15 protein-coding genes and 1 other RNA gene are annotated in these 19045 nt (G+C 63.9%); 8 read left to right on the plus strand and 8 right to left on the minus strand.

Annotation, left to right across the window (positions count from 1 at the left end; translation table 11 throughout):
- The first annotated feature begins 13 nt into the window (after positions 1-13).
- From JOE27_RS08525 to JOE27_RS08555, 7 genes are all read left to right on the plus strand, one after another.
- Positions 14-541, plus strand: a complete 528-nt coding sequence (locus tag JOE27_RS08525; RefSeq protein ID WP_046785426.1) for a FixH family protein — start codon at positions 14-16, stop codon at positions 539-541.
- 191 nt (positions 542-732) lie between these two features.
- Positions 733-3177 (plus strand): heavy metal translocating P-type ATPase, encoded by a 2445-nt coding sequence (locus tag JOE27_RS08530; RefSeq protein WP_204918533.1) that lies wholly within the window; start codon positions 733-735, stop codon positions 3175-3177.
- 13 nt (positions 3178-3190) lie between these two features.
- Entirely contained in the window at positions 3191-3403 is a 213-nt protein-coding gene (gene ccoS, locus JOE27_RS08535; RefSeq protein ID WP_046785296.1) for a cbb3-type cytochrome oxidase assembly protein CcoS, read from the plus strand.
- Positions 3396-4079 carry a sulfite exporter TauE/SafE family protein gene (locus tag JOE27_RS08540; RefSeq protein WP_046785297.1) on the plus strand — a complete coding sequence of 228 codons (684 nt, stop codon included), beginning with the start codon at positions 3396-3398 and terminating at the stop codon, positions 4077-4079. Before ccoS ends, JOE27_RS08540 begins: the two co-directional genes overlap by 8 nt.
- A 108-nt stretch (positions 4080-4187) precedes the next feature.
- Positions 4188-5570 carry an oxygen-independent coproporphyrinogen III oxidase gene (hemN, locus tag JOE27_RS08545; protein ID WP_174142616.1) on the plus strand — a complete coding sequence of 461 codons (1383 nt, stop codon included), beginning with the start codon at positions 4188-4190 and terminating at the stop codon, positions 5568-5570.
- A 185-nt stretch (positions 5571-5755) separates the two neighbouring features.
- Positions 5756-6490, plus strand: a complete 735-nt coding sequence (fnrA, locus tag JOE27_RS08550) for a Crp/Fnr family transcriptional regulator FnrA (protein WP_012315416.1) — start codon at positions 5756-5758, stop codon at positions 6488-6490.
- A gap of 55 nt (positions 6491-6545) precedes the next feature.
- Positions 6546-7094: an adenine phosphoribosyltransferase gene (locus tag JOE27_RS08555; RefSeq protein WP_003254303.1), complete on the plus strand. Its 549-nt coding sequence runs from the start codon at positions 6546-6548 to the stop codon at positions 7092-7094.
- A 111-nt stretch (positions 7095-7205) separates the two neighbouring features.
- On the opposite strand, the gene recR is transcribed toward JOE27_RS08555, so the two are convergent.
- From recR to JOE27_RS08575, 4 genes are all read right to left on the minus strand, one after another.
- A complete protein-coding gene (recR, locus tag JOE27_RS08560; RefSeq protein WP_012315417.1) occupies positions 7206-7808 on the minus strand; it encodes a recombination mediator RecR in 603 nt (200 codons plus the stop codon).
- 204 nt (positions 7809-8012) lie between these two features.
- On the minus strand, positions 8013-8348 hold the full coding sequence (locus JOE27_RS08565; protein ID WP_012315418.1) for a YbaB/EbfC family nucleoid-associated protein: 336 nt from the start codon (positions 8346-8348) through the stop codon (positions 8013-8015).
- 63 nt (positions 8349-8411) lie between these two features.
- Complete coding sequence (gene dnaX, locus JOE27_RS08570; protein WP_204918535.1) at positions 8412-10475, minus strand: DNA polymerase III subunit gamma/tau; 2064 nt, start codon at positions 10473-10475, stop codon at positions 8412-8414.
- Positions 10476-10613: 138 nt separating this feature from the next.
- On the minus strand, positions 10614-11099 hold the full coding sequence (locus tag JOE27_RS08575) for a DUF2938 domain-containing protein (protein WP_046785300.1): 486 nt from the start codon (positions 11097-11099) through the stop codon (positions 10614-10616).
- An 82-nt stretch (positions 11100-11181) separates the two neighbouring features.
- On the opposite strand from JOE27_RS08575, the gene JOE27_RS08580 reads away from it, so the two are divergent.
- Positions 11182-11595 carry a helix-turn-helix domain-containing protein gene (locus tag JOE27_RS08580; protein ID WP_119687518.1) on the plus strand — a complete coding sequence of 138 codons (414 nt, stop codon included), beginning with the start codon at positions 11182-11184 and terminating at the stop codon, positions 11593-11595.
- Between the two features lie 36 nt (positions 11596-11631).
- Here the strand turns inward: JOE27_RS08580 and ffs are convergent.
- The 4 genes from ffs to smc form a co-directional block, all read right to left on the minus strand.
- An RNA gene (gene ffs / locus JOE27_RS08585) (signal recognition particle sRNA small type) lies at positions 11632-11728 on the minus strand.
- 132 nt (positions 11729-11860) lie between these two features.
- Positions 11861-14191 (minus strand): NAD-dependent DNA ligase LigA, encoded by a 2331-nt coding sequence (ligA, locus tag JOE27_RS08590; RefSeq protein WP_204918538.1) that lies wholly within the window; start codon positions 14189-14191, stop codon positions 11861-11863.
- Positions 14192-14467: 276 nt separating this feature from the next.
- Positions 14468-15352, minus strand: coding sequence for a cell division protein ZipA (zipA, locus tag JOE27_RS08595; protein WP_115274215.1), 885 nt, complete (start codon positions 15350-15352; stop codon positions 14468-14470).
- A gap of 204 nt (positions 15353-15556) precedes the next feature.
- Positions 15557-19045 carry a chromosome segregation protein SMC gene (gene smc, locus JOE27_RS08600; protein ID WP_119687519.1) on the minus strand — a complete coding sequence of 1163 codons (3489 nt, stop codon included), beginning with the start codon at positions 19043-19045 and terminating at the stop codon, positions 15557-15559.

Genomic DNA, 19045 nt, shown 5'->3' on the forward strand with positions numbered 1-19045 from the left:
GAGAACGCGAACCATGCCTGCCGCCACCGCCACCAGCCCTTGGTACAAGCACCTCTGGCCCTGGATCATCATCGGCATCCTCACCACCTCGGTATGCCTGAGCCTGACCATGGTCAGCATCGCCGTGAACAACCCCGACAACCTGGTCAACGACAATTACTACGAGGCTGGCAAAGGCATCAACCGCTCGCTGGACCGTGAATTGCTGGCGCAGAACCTGGGCTTGAAGGCCAGCGTGCACCTGGACGAGCTGACGGGCGAAGTGGACCTGCGCCTGGCCGGCAGCAGCGACCCGCAGAGCCTGGAGCTGAACCTGATTTCACCTACCCAGCCAGAGAAGGACCGTAAGGTGCTGCTGAGCCGGGTCGAGGCAGGGCGCTATGTGGGGCAACTGGAAGACAAGGTGGACGGGCGCCGCTTTGTCGAGCTGCTGGGTAGCGAAAGCGGCCAGGTGTGGCGCTTGTTCGAGGAGGAAAAAGTGGCGCATGGTGTGACCTTGCAGTTGGGCGATGAAGCCATCCAGGGCGCTGAACACTTGTAGGAGCGGCCTTGCCGGGGCGCCGGACCGGTCGGAAAGGGGCGCGAAGCGGCCCCTGCAACCTATGCTGCCAAGCTGAGCAATCTATGCTGCGAAGCTCAAAATTTGGGGCCGCTTCGCGCCCCTTTCGCGACACAAGGCCGCTCCTACAGGGGAACGCGCCGGCCAGCCGATATATGTAAGGCAATGATGTGATGACCCAGCCCACCCCCTGCTACCACTGCGCCCTGCCCGTCCCCCCGGGCAGCCGCTTCACCGCCGTGGTCCTCGGCCAGCCCCGGCAGTTCTGCTGTCCCGGCTGCCAGGCAGTGGCCGAGTCGATCGTCGCCGGCGGGCTGGAACACTACTACCAGCACCGCAGCGACAATAGCGCCAACCCCGAGGCCCTGCCCAAGCAGTTGCAGGACGAACTGGCCCTGTACGACCGCAGCGACGTGCAACAGACCTTCGTCCGCCATCAGGGCGAGCTGGCCGAAACCACCCTGCTGGTCGAAGGCATCAGCTGCGCCGCCTGCGGCTGGTTGATCGAAAAGCACTTGCGCAACCTGCCCGGCGTGGCCGACGCACGTCTTAACCTGTCCAACCATCGCCTGCTGCTCAGTTGGGAAGACCAACGGCTGCCGCTCTCGCGATTGTTGGCCGAGCTGCGCCAGATCGGCTACGCCGCCCACCCCTACCAGCCCGACCAGGCCGCCGAGCAACTGGCCCGCGAAAACCGCAGCGCCCTGCGCCGGCTGGGCGTGGCCGGGCTGCTGTGGTTCCAGGCGATGATGGCGACCATGGCCACCTGGCCGGAATTCAACATCGACCTGTCGCCCGAGCTGCACACCATCCTGCGCTGGGTGGCGCTGTTTCTCACCATCCCGATCGTGTTCTACAGCTGCGCGCCCTTCTTCAAAGGGGCCGCACGCGACCTGCGCACCCGCCACCTGACCATGGACGTGTCGGTATCGCTGGCCATCGCCCTGGCCTTTGGTGCCGGGATCTGGACGGCCATCACCGGCAGTGGCGAACTGTATTTCGACACCGTGGGCATGTTCGCACTGTTTCTGCTCACCGGCCGCTACCTTGAACGCCGCGCCCGCGAGCGTACGGCAGCGGCCACCGCGCAACTGGTCAACCTGCTACCGGCCTCTTGCCTGCGCCTGGACAGCCTTGGCCGCAGCGAGCGCATCCTGCTCAGCGAACTGCAACGCGGCGACACCGTGCAGGTGCTGCCCGGCGCAGTGATCCCGGCTGACGGGCGCATTGTCGAAGGCCGCTCCAGCGTCGACGAGTCGCTGCTGACCGGTGAATACCTGCCGCAACCGCGGCGGGTCGGCGACCGGGTCACCGGCGGCACCCTGAATGTCGAAAGCTCGCTGAACGTAGAAATCGAAGCCCTTGGCCAGGAGTCGCGACTGTCGGCCATCGTCCGCCTGCTGGAACGCGCGCAGACGGAAAAGCCACGCCTGGCGCAAATAGCCGACCGAGCATCGCAGTGGTTCCTGCTGTTCACGCTGGTGGCCTCGATCGTCATAGGCCTGTGGTGGTGGCACCTGGACCCCACACGGGCGTTCTGGATTGTCCTGGCCATGCTGGTAGCCACCTGCCCATGCGCGCTCTCGCTCGCCACCCCTACTGCACTGACCGCCGCCACCGGTACGCTGCACAAGCTCGGCCTGCTGGTCACCCGCGGCCATGTACTGGAAGGCCTCAACCAGATCGACACGGTCATTTTCGACAAAACCGGCACGCTCACCGAGGGCCGCCTGACGCTGCGCAGCATTCGCCCGCTGGGCGCGGTGGCCGCCGACCGCTGCCTGGCCCTTGCCGCCGCCCTGGAAAACCGCTCCGAGCACCCCATCGCCCGCGCCTTCGGTCGCAATGCCGAGCCTGCGGAGGATGTGCAAACGGTACCTGGGCTGGGCCTGGAAGGGCTGGTCGGCGGGCAACGCCTGCGCATCGGCCAGCCCACGTTCGTTTGCGCCCTCAGCGGCGCCGAAATCCCGACTGTCCCGGAGCCTCGTGGTCAATGGCTGCTGCTGGGGGATCGCCAAGGCCCGCTGGCCTGGTTCGGCCTGGACGATCGCCTGCGCGAGGACGCCCCTGCCCTGCTGGCGGCCTGCAAGGCGCGCGGCTGGCGCACCCTGCTGCTGTCGGGCGACAGCTCGCCCATGGTCGCTGAAGTGGCCGCTCAGCTGGGTATCGACCAGGCCATTGGCGGCCTGCGCCCGGACGACAAGCTGGACCGGCTCAAGGCTCTGCAGACCTCCGGGCGCAAGGTTCTGATGCTGGGTGACGGGGTGAACGACGTGCCGGTGCTGGCCGCCGCCGATATCAGCATTGCCATGGGCAGTGCCACCGACCTTGCCAAGACCAGTGCCGATGCAGTGCTGTTGAGCAACCGCCTGCAAGCGCTGGTACATGCCTTCGACCTGGCCCGCCGCACCCGCCGCAACATCCTCGAGAACCTGCTTTGGGCGACCCTGTATAATGGCCTCATGCTGCCGTTTGCCGCGCTCGGCTGGATCACCCCGGTATGGGCCGCCGTCGGCATGTCGGTCAGCTCGCTGATCGTGGTCCTCAATGCCCTGCGCCTGACCCGGCTGCCGGGCGTGGCGGCCACCGCCAGCGCCCCACAACCTGCCATTGCCTGATCAGGAGCCGCCCATGCCAGCCCTCTATGTCATGATCCCGGCCGCCCTGCTGCTCGTCGGCGTCGCCGTGTACATCTTTTTCTGGGCGGTGGACAGCGGCCAGTACGACGACCTTGAAAGCCCTGCCCACAGCATCCTGTTCGACGACCAGGACCCACGCCACCAGGCTGCTGTCAAACAAGAGCCCGACGAGCCGCAAGACAAGGACCAACCACCCCGTGCCTGACCTGCTTCCCCTGCTCGGCTCCGCGCTGGTCCTCGGCCTGCTCGGCGGCGGCCACTGCCTGGGCATGTGCGGCGGCCTGATGGGCGCATTGACCCTGGCGATCCCGCCGGAGCAACGCGGCCGGCGCCTGCGCCTGCTGCTGGCGTACAACCTTGGGCGGGTCCTCAGTTATGCCTGCGCCGGCCTGCTGCTGGGCCTGGCCGGCTGGGCGGTAGCCAGCAGCCCTGCCGCCCTGGCACTGCGGGTGGTGGCCGCGTTGCTGCTGATCGCCATGGGCTTGTACCTGGCGGGCTGGTGGAGCGGGCTGACACGCATCGAAGCACTGGGCAGAGGGCTTTGGCGGCATATCCAGCCAGTGGCCTCGCGCCTGTTGCCGGTCTCCAGCCTGCCCCGGGCCCTGCTGCTTGGCGCGCTGTGGGGCTGGTTGCCGTGCGGGCTGGTTTACAGCACCTTGCTGTGGGCAGCCAGCCAGGGCAATGCGGGGTATAGCGCGGCGCTGATGCTGGCGTTCGGGCTGGGTACCTGGCCGGTGCTGCTGGCCACGGGGCTGGCGGCGGAGCGGGTCAACAGCCTGTTGCGGCGGCGTAGCGTGCGCATGGCAGGAGGACTGCTGGTCATCCTGTTCGGCCTGTGGACACTGCCGGGGCCGCACCAGCATTGGCTGATGGGGCACTGACAGGCGCTGCTGCGCAGCGGCCCCCTAGCTCTTGATACAAATCAACACAGATTCCTACAGACGACCATAGACTCCGGGGCACTGCTGCTCATTCCGGGGACCGCCCACATGCTCGAAGATCTACGCTGGGATGCCGACCTGATCCGCCGCTACGATCTGGCCGGCCCGCGCTACACCTCCTACCCGACCGCGGTGCAACTGCACAGCGAAGTCGGCTCGTTCGACCTGCTCCACGCCCTGCGCGAAAGCCGCCGGGCCGTGCGCCCGCTGTCTGTGTACGTACACGTGCCGTTCTGCGCCAACATCTGCTACTACTGCGCCTGCAACAAGGTGATCACCAAGGACCGTGGCCGAGCCGCACCCTACCTGCAGCGCCTGGAGCAGGAAATCCAGCTGATCGCCTGCCACCTGGACCCTAAACAGCGTGTTGAACAGTTGCATCTGGGCGGCGGCACGCCGACCTTCCTCAGCCATGTGGAACTGCGCCAGCTGATGGCCACCCTGCGCCAGCACTTCAACCTGCTGGACGATGATTCCGGCGACTACGGCATCGAACTGGACCCGCGCGAGGCCGACTGGTCGACCATGGGCCTATTGCGCGAACTGGGCTTCAACCGCGTGAGCCTCGGTGTGCAGGACCTGGACCCTGCGGTGCAGCGCGCGATCAACCGCCTGCAGAGCCTGGAACAGACCCGCACCCTGATCGAGGCGGCGCGCACCTTGCAGTTCCGCTCGGTCAACCTGGACCTGATCTACGGCCTGCCCAAGCAGACCCCGGAAGGCTTCGCCCGCACCGTCGAGGAAGTGATCCGCCTGCAGCCCGACCGCCTCTCGGTCTTCAACTATGCTCACCTGCCTGAGCGCTTCATGCCGCAACGGCGTATCGACAGCAACGACCTGCCGGCCCCGGCAGCCAAGCTGGAGATGCTCCGGGCCACCATCGAGCAGCTCACCGCCGCCGGCTATCGCTACATCGGCATGGACCACTTCGCCCTGCCCGACGACGAGCTGGCCGTCGCCCAGGAAGAAGGTACCCTGCAGCGCAACTTCCAGGGCTACACCACCCACGGCCACTGCGACCTGATCGGCCTGGGGGTTTCGGCAATCAGCCAGATCGGCGACCTGTACTGCCAGAACAGCAGCGACCTCAATACTTATCAGGACGCGCTGTCCGGCTCCCAGCTGGCAACCCAGCGCGGCCTGCTGTGCAATCACGATGACCGCCTGCGACGGGCAGTGATCCAGCAACTGATCTGCCACTTCGAGCTCGACTTCGAGCCGATCGAAAGCGCCTTCACCATCGATTTTCGGGGCTATTTCAACGATCTTTGGCCAGCGCTGCTGAACATGCAAAGGGACGGCCTGATCCGCCTCGACGAAAAGGGCATCCGCATCCTGCCGGCCGGGCGCCTGCTGGCCCGCTCGGTATGCATGGTGTTCGACGCGTATCTGGCGATGCACGACCGTCAGCGATTCTCGCGGGTGATCTAGCCAAGCGAATCGTTGACCGTGTGGACAAGCCCGCTTGCCAGGCACACTATGGGCAAGAACGGACCCCCGGCATGATGCAGCTGGGGTTCGGCCAAGGCGCATCATCCTCGCGCACACTGGCCTACACCCTATGCCGTAGGTTACCCTTACGACTTATGTGTGCTTTCCCACAAGGATCGATTCAAATGTCCGAGCCAGTCAAACTGCGCGCCCACGGCCAGGCCCATTGCAAGGATTGCAGCCTGGCCCCCCTGTGCCTGCCTCTTTCGCTCAACCTGGAAGACATGGATGCACTGGATGAAATCGTCAAACGCGGACGCCCGCTGAAAAAGGGCGAGTTCCTATTCCGCCAGGGTGACAATTTCGGCTCGGTTTACGCCGTACGTTCCGGCGCCCTCAAGACGTTCAGCCTGAGCGACAGCGGCGAGGAGCAGATCACCGGCTTCCACCTGCCCAGCGAACTGGTCGGCCTGTCCGGCATGGACACTGAAGCCTACCCGGTCTCGGCCCAGGCGCAGGAAACCACCTCGGTGTGCGAAATCCCGTTCGAGCGCCTCGATGAGCTGTCGGTGCAACTACCCCAGCTGCGCCGCCAGCTGATGCGGGTGATGAGCCGTGAAATCCGTGACGATCAGCAAATGATGCTGCTGCTGTCGAAAAAGACCGCCGATGAGCGCATTGCCACCTTCCTGGTCAACCTGTCGGCACGCTTCCGCGCCCGCGGCTATTCGGCCAACCAGTTCCGCCTGAGCATGTCGCGCAACGAAATCGGCAATTACCTGGGCCTGGCCGTTGAAACCGTGTCGCGGGTGTTCACCCGCTTCCAGCAGAACGGCCTGCTGCGTGCCGAGGGCAAGGAAGTGCACATCCTCGACCCGATCCAGCTGTGTGCGCTGGCCGGTGGTGCGATGGAGGCCTGAAAGCCTGCTTGAAAAAGGTATACTGGCGCATTCGTTTTTCAGGATACCTGCAACAATGCACAGCGAAGCCTTCGACCTCAAAGCCCTGATCCGCCCGGTAGTGGACTTCCCCAAGCCGGGTGTGATCTTCCGCGACATCACCCCGCTGTTCCAGTCGCCACGCGGGCTGCGTTATGTCGCCGACCAGTTCATCGAACGCTATGTCGAGGCGGAGTTCAGCCACATCGGCGCCATGGATGCCCGGGGCTTTCTGATCGGCTCGATCATCGCCCACCAGTTGAACAAGCCGCTGATCCTGTTCCGCAAGCAAGGCAAACTGCCGGCTGACGTACTATCTGAGGGGTATCAGACCGAGTATGGTGAAGCCTTCCTGGAAGTGCATGCCGACAGCCTGTGCGAAGGCGATTCGGTGCTGATCTTCGATGACCTGATCGCCACCGGCGGCACACTGCTGGCCGCAGCCAACCTGGTGCGCCGCACCGGTGCACAGGTGTTCGAGGCGGCGGCGATCATCGACCTGCCTGAGCTGGACGGTTCGCGCCGGCTGCAGGCGGCGGGTGTGCCGACCTTCTGCCTGACCGAGTTTTCGCTGAGCGAGTACTGAGTGATTCTTGGGGTGCTTTGCACCCCTTTCGCGACACAAGGCCGCCCCTACAGGGGACCGCGTACGGCCTTATGTCGCGAAAGGGCCGCACAGCGGCCCCAGCAATTCAAATCAAAGGGAAATCGGCTTACGCCCCGCAAAGGCATGTGCCAGGGTGCCGCCGTCGACCAGCTCCAGCTCGCCGCCCAGCGGCACGCCATGGGCAATCCGCGAGGCTACCAGCCCCTTCTCGGCCAGCAACTGCGCGATGTAATGTGCTGTCGCCTCCCCTTCCACAGTCGGGTTGGTGGCCAGGATCACCTCGGTAAAGCTGCCCTGCTCCTCGATCCGCGCCATCAGCTGCGGCACGCCAATAGCATCAGGCCCCAGGCCATCAAGCGGCGACAAGTGCCCCTTGAGCACGAAGTAGCGACCGCGATAGCCGGTCTGCTCCACCGCATACACATCCATCGGCCCCTCCACCACGCACAGCTGGGTATCGTCGCGGCGCGTATCAGCGCATTGCGGGCACAACTCCTGTTCGGTCAAGGTGCGGCACTGGCGGCAATGGCCAACCCCTTCCATGGCCAGGCTAAGCGCCTGGGCCAGGCGCACCCCACCACTGCGGTCGCGTTCCAGCAACTGCAGGGCCATGCGCTGGGCGGTTTTCTGGCCGACGCCCGGCAGCGTGCGCAGGGCGTCGATCAGTTGGCGGATAAGGGGGCTGAAGCTCATGGGAAAGGCCTGATAATTCTATGAGAGGCGGTTTATACCGGCGCAGCCTGACAGCGTCAAATCTCACCTATCACAAGCGGCGCTCGTTCCATAGGCCGCCAGAACATCCAGGCATACACCAGGCAGCATCAGCAACGACCTGTAAACAACACCACAAAAAAAGCCGCCCTGGAACCCAGTGGCGGCTTTTCAACTGCAAATGCCTTAGAACGGCATCTTGAAGCCCGGCGGCAGCTGCATGCCTGCAGTCATGCCACCCATTTTTTCCTGGCTGCTCTGCTCGACCTTGCGTACGGCATCGTTCAGTGCAGCAGCAATCAGGTCTTCGAGCACTTCCTTGTCGTCTTCTTCAGTCGACATCAGGCTTTGATCGATGCTGACGCGCTTGACGTCATGACGACCGGTCATCACCACGCTGACCAGGCCACCGCCGGATTGGCCGGTCACTTCGGCGTTGGCCAGCTCTTCCTGCATCTTGGCCATTTTTTCCTGCATCTGCTGGGCCTGCTTCATCAGGCCGGCCATGCCACCTTTCATCATGGGGGTATACCTCGATTGGGTCGTGTGATGCAGCCCGCCACAGGCCGGCCGCATGGTTATCCGTTACTGACCCTGACTGACCAGGGCTTCTACAGGTTCAATAGTATCCTGTCGCACGGTGGCACCGAACTGCTTGATCATCTGCTGGATCAACGGATCCTGCTCGATCGACGCCACGGCGTCCTGCTGGCGCTCGGCACGCTTGCGCGAGGCTGCCTGGGCCGGGGTTTCCTGCTCAGGCAGGATAAGCTCGATGCGCAGGTTCAGCGTGCGCCCCAGGTGCTGGTTGAGCGCTTCATTCAGCCGGCGTTGCTGGGTGGCGTTGAACAAGGCGCCCTGACCGGGGTCAAGGTGCAGCAGCCAGTCGTCACCGTCTGCAGCCATCAGCGTACAGTTTGCGGCGATGTTGCCTGTCATCCCGGACACAGGCAACTGTGGGAATAATTCCAGCCATTGCAGGGCCAGGCCGGTGGCGGGCTTGGCGGCCGGCAGCGGCTCGGGCGCAGCGATGGGGGCCTCTTCCTGAACGTGCTCGACCAGCTCGTCCAGATAGCTGAAGCCCACCGGGTCGCTTTCGCCGCCATAGTAGTCCTCATCCATCGGTGGCTCGTCATCACGCTCCATGCCCGCCGAGGCGTAGGCAGACGGATCGAATGGCGGCTCGTCATAGGCCGGCTGGGCATCTTGCGGCTCAGCGACTGGGGGCTGGGGCGCGGCATCCGGCGTAGGCTCCGGCTCAACGGCAACGGGAGCAGGCTTGGCAGCAGGCTCCTCCCAGGGCAGGTCGATGACTTCCTCTTGCGGTGCCGGCTCGGGCTCGGCCAGCTCGGCCTTGGGCTCAGGCTGTGGTGGCGCAGCTGACATTGCCTCGACGACAGCCGCAGGCTCGGCTTGCGGGGCCGCAACCACTGCAGCGGGTGCTGCGGCAGCAACGACAGGCGCGTCGGGGACCACCGTGGGCGCTGCCACCGGGGTTGCAGGATCAGCTGTGGCCTGGCTGATCCCCACCGGCTTTAGTACCGGTTTCGGCGCATCGTCGCTATCGGCCGGTCGGAACGCCAGCATCCGCAGCAGGACCATTTCGAAACCGCCCCGCGGGTCGGGTGCCAAGGGCAGGTCGCGTCGGCCAATCAGGCCCATCTGGTAATAGAACTGCACATCTTCGGCAGGCAAGGCCGACGCCAGCGCCAGCACTCGGTCGCGATCACCCTGACCATTGTCCACCGCCTCGGGCAGCGCCTGGGCAATGGCGACCCGGTGCAACACATTGAGCATTTCGGCCAGCACGCCACTCCAGTCCGGCCCCTGCTCGGCGAGGTTGCGCACCGCCTCCAGCAGCGCCCGCGCATCCCCTTCCAGCAGCGCCTGCAGCACACCATAGACCTGGCCGTGATCGAGGCTGCCGAGCATGGCCCGCACATCGGCGGCCAACACCCTGCCCTCACCGAACGCGATCGCCTGATCGGTGAGGCTCATGGCGTCACGCATCGAACCATCGGCAGCGCGGCCCAGCAGCCACAGGGCATCAGGCTCGAACGGAACGTTCTCGGCCTCCAGGACATGACTCAGGTGTTCGACCACCCGCTCCGGGCTCATGTTCTTCAGCGAGAACTGCAAGCAGCGCGACAGGATGGTGGCCGGCAGCTTTTGCGGGTCGGTGGTGGCGAGGATGAACTTGACGTAGGGCGGCGGCTCTTCCAGCGTCTTGAGCAAGGCGTTGAACGAGTGCGTGGACAGCATGTGCACTTCGTCGATCAGGTAGACCTTGAAGCGCCCGCGGCTGGGGGCGTACTGCACGTTGTCGAGCAGTTCGCGGGTGTCCTCGACCTTGGTGCGGCTGGCGGCGTCGATCTCGATCAGGTCGACGAAACGGCCTTCATCGATCTCCCGGCACACCGAACAGGTGCCACATGGCGTGGAGGTGATGCCGGTTTCGCAGTTCAGGCACTTGGCGATAATACGGGCGATGGTCGTCTTGCCCACGCCCCGGGTACCGGTGAACAGGTAGGCGTGGTGCAGGCGCTGATTGTCCAAGGCATTGATCAAGGCCTTCAGCACATGGGCCTGGCCGACCATTTCGCGGAACGAGCGCGGACGCCATTTACGTGCAAGAACCTGATAACTCATCGAAAAACCATCGTAGCCTGATCGAGCGGAAGATCGCTAATGCTAGCGGAGCGGGGCCGAAATTGCACCCTGCATGGCTCGCCTAAGCTGAGTAACTGGCGCACGATCCTGGGACACCTGTAATCCCGAGCACTTTCTTCAAAGAGCCGAAATAAAACCGGCACTCAAGTACAACCCAATCCCAAATACCAAGTGCGTAACCAAACTCTTCAGACAATTACGCCAAGGCGTCGGCGTCCTGGCGGCAAAGAACCCTGCCCCCATCAATGGCTGCATGAAGCACAGCGGCGCCGCCACCGTCACCACACCCCACGCCAATGCAGGCCACACCGTCGGCGCGCGTAACCAGCCCTCGCCGGCCACCCCTACCAGCACCACCGCAAACAACACACCAATCCCATAATGGATCAACCACCCCCAGATCAGCTCGTTCGCCACCGGTTCGGCCCTGGCAATTGCCTGATGCCGTACTCGCCCCCGCAGCAGATGCCCTACCCAACGCCCCACCATGGCGAAGTTCAGCGTGGCGATACCCAAGCGCCGCAGCAACATCCCCCACAGGTCCATGATCACGGTAGCACCGACCCCGATCAGCAAAGCAGCTTGTAGCATGGCAAGCGTCATTGATTCAGCCCTCTGAAATTGACATTAAGCAACCTGCCACGCAGCATAGAAGTTGAAGTCAACTTCAAGTCAAGGCCCCTCAATGGATATTGCCGATGTCGCCAAACGCACAGGCGTCCCTGCGTCGACACTGCGTTACTACGAAAAGAAAGGCCTGCTCGAGTCACTTGCCGGGCGTGGCCAGCGGCGCCAGTTCGCCGCCGATGTTACGGACAGGCTGGCACTGATCGCCTTGGGACAGGCCGCAGGTTTTTCCCTCGATGAAGTCGGGGCGATGCTGGTGGACCAGCAGGTCGATCGGCAGAGGCTGATGGCCAAGGCGGACGAAATCGATGCACAGGTCAAACGCTTGCAGGCACTTGGCAAGGGGCTGCGGCATGCAGCGCAGTGCTCAGAGGAAAACCACCTGGCCTGTCCGAAATTTCAGCGCTTGATGAAGCTGTCAGCAGCAGGGGCGCTGCGAGGTAAACGGGCCAGAGGAAAGGCCGTATCGTGACAGGCTGAGGTTTTTGAACCCCAGAAATGGAGGCGGCCCCACCAGCCACACCCCGGCACTCGATGTTCCCGCTATGGCTGCTCCCTTCCGGGCCTGACCAGGTTAACGGGTAATCAATGCGGGGGGACCGATGGGGCCACCACTACGCGGCTCGCCAAGCAGCGAGCCGCGCCATTGTACCGGTCTGGGGCGAAGTTACAACCTTTAACCGGAGAAAAAGTCATCATTTCTCAATGACTTGTCCAGACCGATGGGGCCAGGCCAATCAGATGGCAATACCCTGCTCGCCCAGGAACACGACGAACGCATCCTCATCCAGCACCTTGACCCCCAGCTCACTGGCCTTGGCCAACTTGGAACCGGCGCCAGGGCCAGCGACCACGCAGTGTGTCTTGCCCGACACCGAACCGGCCACCTTGGCCCCCAGGCTTTCCAGCTTCTCTTTGGCGATGTCGCGGCTCATGCGCTCCAACGTGCCGGTCAGCACCCAGGTCTGGCCAGCCAGGGGCAAGCCCTCGGCGACCTTCTTTTCGCTGTTCCAGTGCATGCCGAACGCCAGCAACTGGGCTTCGATGTCTCTGGCCAGCTTCTGGTTGGCCTCGTCCTTGAAAAATTCGCGCACGGCTTCGGCCTGTTTCGCTGCCAGCGCCTGACGCAGGTCGATGCCGTCGGCCGCGATGATCTTGTCCAGGCTGTCCAGCTTGGCGACCAGCTTTTCCGCGCCCGTGGGCCCGACCGAAGCGATGTCGAGCTTGGCGATCATCCCGGCCAGGGTAGTGCTGGCAGCGAATTCGGCAGCCAGCTCACCTTCGTCCTGCAATTGCATGCCGCAACCGAGCAACTGTTCGATGACCTTGCAGTTGTGTTCGTCTTCAAAGAAGTTGTGGATCTCGTAGGCCACTTCCAGACCAATGTCCGGCAGGTACGTCAGCACCTGCGGCAACGCCTGCTGCACCCGGGCCAGGCTGCCCAGCGAGCGGGCCAGTACCTTGGCGGTCTCCTCCCCCACATCCGGGATGCCCAGGGCATAGATGAAGCGCGCCAGGCTCGGGCGCTTGCTGGCCTCGATGGCATCCAGCAGTTTCTTGCTGGAGACTTCGGCAAATCCCTCCAGCCCGACGATCTGGTCGAATTGCAGCTTGTAGAGGTCCGCCGGCGAACCGATCAGGCCTTCGTCCACCAACTGCTCGACGCTCTTCTCGCCCAGGCCGTCGATATCCATGGCTCGCCGCGAAACATAGTGAATGATCGCCTGTTTGAGCTGGGCACCACAGGCCAGGCGGCCGACACAACGGTACACCGCGCCTTCGCTGGTGGTTTCCTTGCCCTTGCTACGCTTGACCAGCTGAGTACGCTCAACCTGGGAACCACACACCGGGCACGCGCTTGGCACCTGCACCGGTCGGGCGTCTTCGGGACGGCGTTCAAGCACCACCTGCATGACTTGCGGGATCACGTCACCGGCACGGCGGATAATTACCGTATCGCCGATGCGCAGGCCCAGCCGGGCAATCTCGTCCATGTTGTGCAGGGTGGCGTTGGACACGGTCACGCCAGCCACCTTGACCGGCTTGAGGCGTGCAACCGGCGTGACCGCACCGGTACGCCCGACCTGGAATTCCACATCCAGCACCTCGGTGAGCTCTTCCATGGCCGGGAACTTATGGGCGATGGCCCAACGCGGCTCGCGGGCGCGAAAGCCCAGCTCGCGCTGGGAGGCCAGGCTGTTGACCTTGAACACCACCCCATCGATTTCGTACGGCAGGCTGTTGCGCCGCTCGCCGATATCGCGGTAGTAAGCCAGACACTCCTCGATACCAGCCGCATGCCTGAGCTCGCGACTGATCGGCAAGCCCCATGCCTTGAGCTGCTCGAGGATACCGATGTGGCTCTCGCCAATGCTTGCCGAGACCTGGCCAACGCCATAGCAGCAGAATTCCAGCGGGCGGCTGGCGGTGATCTTCGAGTCCAACTGGCGCAGGCTGCCGGCAGCTGCGTTGCGCGGGTTGGCGAAGGTCTTGCCCCCGGCTTCGGCCTGTGCGGCATTGAGGCGATCGAACCCCGCCTTGCTCATGAACACTTCACCACGCACTTCGAGCACAGCCGGCCAACCTTTGCCCTGCAGCTTGAGCGGGATGTTGCGCACGGTACGCACGTTCGCGCTGATGTCTTCGCCGGTGGTGCCGTCACCCCGGGTCGCGCCCTGGACCAGTTGGCCATCGCGATAGAGCAGGCTCACCGCCAGGCCATCGAGCTTGGGCTCGCAGCTGTAGTCGACCGCGCCCGGCTGGTCGAGGCCTTCCACCACACGGCGGCCGAACTCACGCAGGTCGGCTTCCTCGAAGGCGTTGCCCAGGCTGAGCATGGGCACTTCGTGGCGCACCTGGCTGAACGCGGCCAGGGCAGCGCCGCCGACGCGTTGAGTGGGCGAGTCGAGAGTGATCAGGTGAGGATGTTCGGCTTCGAGGGCCTTGAGCTCGTTGAACAGGCGGTCGTACTCGGCGTCCGGCACGCTGGGCTCGTCGAGTACGTAGTAGCGGTAGTTGTGCTGGTCGAGTTCGGCGCGCAGTGCGTGGATTCGGGATTCGGCGTTCATTCTTCAGGTTCTCTTGCAAAGCAAAAGAGCAGCCCTAGGCTCAATGCCAGTCAGTTAAACGATTTGGGGCCGCTTTGCGGCCCATCGCCGGCAAGCCAGCTCCCACAGGCACAGCGCAGACCTCAAGAACTGCATGGTATCTGTGGGAGCCGGCTTGCCGGCGATGGGCTGCGAAGCAGCCCTGGTAACGCTAACTGACTGGCATTAGCCCCAGGCTGCTCTTGCGCTTGAAACGAAGCGAGCAAGACCAGGGCATGGTCCGCTCGCTCAATGACATCAGCGTTTCTGGGTCAGCGCGCGGCGCTCGAACTCGACGATGCGCTGGCGGTAATGCTCGATGGTCTGGGCGGTGAGCACGCTGCGCTGGTCATCCTTGAGCTCGCCATTGAGCTCGTGGGCCAGCTTGCGCGCCGCAGCGACCATCACATCGAAGGCCTGTTTCGGATGACGCGGCCCTGGCAACCCGAGGAAGAAACTCACCGCACGGGTGCTGAAGTGGTCGATGTCGTCCAGGTCGAAAATGCCGGGTTTGACCGCGTTGGCCATGGAGAACAGGACTTCGCCGTGACCGGCCATGCTTTCGTGACGGTGGAAAATGTCCATTTCACCGAAGCGCAAACCGCTTTCAAGAATATTCTGCAGCAGCGCCGGGCCCTTGAAGCCACCTTCGTCGCGGGAGATCACGCTGATCACCAGCACCTCTTCGACCGGCGGCAGCTCCTTGGCAGCACCGCCCGCATCAGCAAAACCACTGTTGCGGTTGTTGTCGCCAGCAAAATCGTCATCGGCATCGGCGAACAGGTCGGGCTCGCGCTGCTCGGCCACCAGGTCCAGGTCGCCCTGCGGCTGCAGTTCAGCGGCACGTTTACCACGCTTGCTGGCCTTGGCCGGTTTCTGCTCGCGCTCGCGTTCACGCGCCGGCGCACTGAGCGACGGCAGGTCGCTTTCGTCCAGCTCCGGTTCCTTCTGGGTATCGAGCACCCGCGACGGGCCGAGCACCTCAGCGCTGCCTTCCTCGTCCGGGAGGTTGGAATAACTGCGATCCAGACGGAATTTCAACTTGCCTTTTCCGCCGCGCATACGGCGCCAGCCGTCGAAAAGAATACCGGCGATGACAATGATGCCGATGAGGATCAGCCACTCGCGCAGACCGATTTCCATGTAATCCCGTGCCTCTATAAAAATATGCTTGAAAACAAAGGCTTCAAAGCCCTTTAACACGTGGCGCCAACTCTATGTTCTGACAGGCGTTTTACCCACGCAAAAAACGAGTGACATTAAGCTAGCACGACCAAAGACAACTTTACACCGTCTGTCGCACATGGCGGGGGCATTTACCTGCACAATCCGCCTTCTCTTCGCTCATCAGGCGTCGACCATGGCCAATGCCTCCTCCACATCCACTGCAACAAGACGTGAACACCCAGGCTCATGCATGGTTACCCCCATCAATTGATCCGCCATCTCCATGGCAATCTTGTTATGGGTGATGTAGATGAACTGCACGCTTTCACTCATTTCCTTGACCAACCGGGCATACCGGCCGACGTTGGCATCGTCCAGCGGCGCATCGACCTCGTCGAGCATGCAGAACGGTGCGGGGTTCAACTTGAAGATGGCAAACACCAGCGCCAATGCGGTCAGTGCCTTCTCGCCGCCGGACAGCAAATGGATGGTGCTGTTCTTCTTGCCCGGTGGGCGCGCCATGATCGTCACCCCTGTATCGAGTAGATCTTCGCCCGTCAGTTCCAGATAAGCGCTGCCACCACCGAAAACTTTTGGGAAAAGTGCCTGTAATCCGGCATTTATCTGATCAAAGGTATCCTTGAAGCGGTTGCGGGTTTCCTTGTCGATCTTGCGGATGACGTTTTCCAGCGTGTCCAGCGCCTCGACCAGATCGGCGTCCTGGGCATCAAGGTAGCGCTTGCGCTCGGACTGCTGTTCGTACTCCTCGATCGCGGCCAGGTTGATCGCGCCCAAACGCTGAATACGGGCGTCGATCTGTTCCAGCTCCTGCTCGGTACCCTGTTCGCTGGCCTCGGCCTCGACGGTGGCAAGCACACCCTGCAAATCGTAGCCGTCAGCCAGCAATTGCTCCTGCAAGGTCTTGCGCCGCACATCCAGCCCCTGGCACTCCAGGCGCATCTGCTCGAGCTGGCCACGCAGCAACTGCGCCTGCTGCTCGGCCTGGGTGCGGCGCTTTTCGGCGTCGCGCAGGGCGCGATCGGCTTCGTCCATGTGCAAGCGCGCCTGGCGCATTTCTTCGTCGACGCTCATGCGCCGCTCAAGCAGCTCTTCCAGCTTCAGGCGCAGCTCTTCCAGCGGTGCCTCGCCCTCCTCCAGGTTCAGGCTCAGCTGCTCCTGCCGCTCGCTCAGGCGTGCCGCCTGCAGCTCCAGACGTTCCAGTGCCTGGCGGGTCGAGTCGTGCTGGGCACGCAGTGATCCCAGGCGCACAGCCAACTGGTGAGCGTGATCCTTGTGCTGGCGAGCTTCCTGGCGGATCCGGTCAAGGCCTTCGCGCAGGGTATCGCGGCGGGCCATCAACTGTTCGCGTTGCTCGGTGTCCTGGGCCATCAGGTCCAGGGCCTCTTGCAGCACCAGGCGGGCTTCGCCCAGTTGCTCATGCTCCAGAGCGCGCTGCTCCTGAAGTTCGCTCAATTCTTCCTGCAGCCGGCGCCGACGCAGCTCCACCTGTTCGGCACGGGCCCGGCCTGCCGAAAGGCTGGCCTTGAGCTCGCCATGCTGGCGGCTCTCTTCCTGGGTGCTACGGCGTAGCTGCTCGCGCTGCTCTTCCAGGCCCAGTTGCTGCTCACGCAAGGCTTGCAGCTGTTGCTCCATCTGCTCCAGCGTAGCTTCCAGCTCCAGCTGCTCCTGGCCGAGGCGCTCGATTTCCTGGCCCCGCGCCAGCACCCCACCCTGGGATTCGCCCCCCCGGCTGACGCGTAAAAAATGCCGACCAACCCAGTAACCATCGCGGCTGACCAGGCTCTGGCCTTCGCCAAGCCCGGCGCGTTCAGCGAGGGCTTGAGCCAGGTCTTCAACTGGCCGGACCTGGGCCAGCCAAGGGGCCAGGTCGGTGTGCCCCTCGACTTTGTCGAGCAAGCTGCCGGGCCGGCGTGCACCTTCCTGCCCCGCCACCAACAGACGCAGCTCGCCTTGCTCCAGCTCGGCAAAATCCAGGCCGGTGAAGTCCTCCACCAGCACGGCCTGCAGGTCAGCGCCCAACACGGTTTCCACCGCCAGCTCCCAACCCGGTTCCACACGCAGCCCTTGCGCCAGGCGCGGCCGCTGCTCCAGACCTTGCCCGCGCAGCCACTCGGCAGCACCGGCCCCGGGCTCGAGCGCGGCCTGTTGCAGTGCCTCCAGGGATGCCAGACGGCCCCCCAGGCGCTGCAAGTCGCCTTGCTGTTGCTGCTGAGCCTGGGCCGCCTGCTGCAATTGCGCGCGTACGCCCTCCAGGCGCTCGACCACCTGCTCTTCGGACAGCTGCAGCTCTTCAAGCAGCATCTCGCTGGCAGCCAACTGCTCGGCCAGCTCAAGCATGGCGCCGTCCTGCGGGTCAGCGCCCAACTGGTCGCGCTCCTCGCTCAACTTGCGCTGGCGCTCGGCCATGCGCTCCAGGCTGGCTTCAAGTTGCTGCAGGCGCGACTGCTGCACCTCGGCCTGGCGCCGCGGCTCGGCGGAGCGGGTGTTGAAGCTGTCCCACTGCTCCTGCCAGCCATGCATGCCCAACTCGGCCTCTTCGAGGACAGCGGCAGCCTCTTCGGCTGCGGCCAAGGTCATTTCCTGCTCCGGTTCGAGCATCGCCAGCTCTTCACCGAGAGTCGCCAGCAGGGTGCGGTCATGCCCAAGGTGTGACTCGGTTTCCTGGCGCGTGCGCTCGGCTTCCTTCAGGTCATCCTGCAATTGGCGCAGGCGCTGCTGACCGTGCTGAATGCTCTGCTCGACCCGGGCAATGTCACCGGCCACCGAATAGAAGCGCCCCTGCACCTGGTTGAAGCGCTCGGACAGTTCGTGATGGCCGTCACGCAGGCGCTCGATACTCGCATCGGCATTGCGCTGTTCGGCAACCAGCGCCTCATGGGCCACGTCCTGATCGCCAATCACCGACGCGCGCTGGCGTACGCGTTCATCCAGGTCACGCCAGCGCAGCGCCGCCAAACGTGCTTTGAGCTGCCGTTCCTGGGCCTTGTACTCACGGTATTTCTCAGCGGCCTGCGCCTGGCGGTGCAGGCGTTCGAGCTGGCGCTCGAGCTCATCGCGCAGGTCGGTCAGGCGCGCCAGGTTCTCCTGGGTGCGGCGGATGCGGCTTTCGGTCTCGCGGCGGCGCTCCTTGTACTTGGAGATGCCCGCCGCCTCTTCGATGAAGTTGCGCAGCTCCTCGGGCTTGGCCTCGATCAGCTTGGAGATCATGCCCTGTTCGATGATCGAGTAGCTGCGCGGGCCCAGGCCGGTGCCGAGGAAGATGTCGGTGATGTCGCGGCGGCGGCATTTGGTGCCGTTCAGGTAATAGGTGTTCTGCCCGTCACGGGTGACCTTGCGGCGGATGGAGATTTCCGCATAGGCGGCATATTCGCCCAGCAGCGTGGTCTCGCTGTTGTCGAAGATCAGCTCGATGCTGGCCTGGCTGACCGGTTTGCGGCTGGTGGAGCCGTTGAAGATGACATCGGTCATCGACTCGCCACGCAGGTTCTTCGCCGAGCTTTCGCCCATCACCCAGCGCACCGCATCGATGATGTTGGACTTGCCGCAGCCATTGGGCCCGACCACGGCCGCCATGTTGCTGGGGAAGTTGACGGTGGTCGGGTCGACGAACGACTTGAACCCGGCCAGGCGAATGCACTTCAGGCGCAT

The sequence above is a fragment of the Pseudomonas sp. M5 genome (assembly GCF_016907075.1).
Lineage (GTDB): Bacteria > Pseudomonadota > Gammaproteobacteria > Pseudomonadales > Pseudomonadaceae > Aquipseudomonas > Aquipseudomonas putida_E.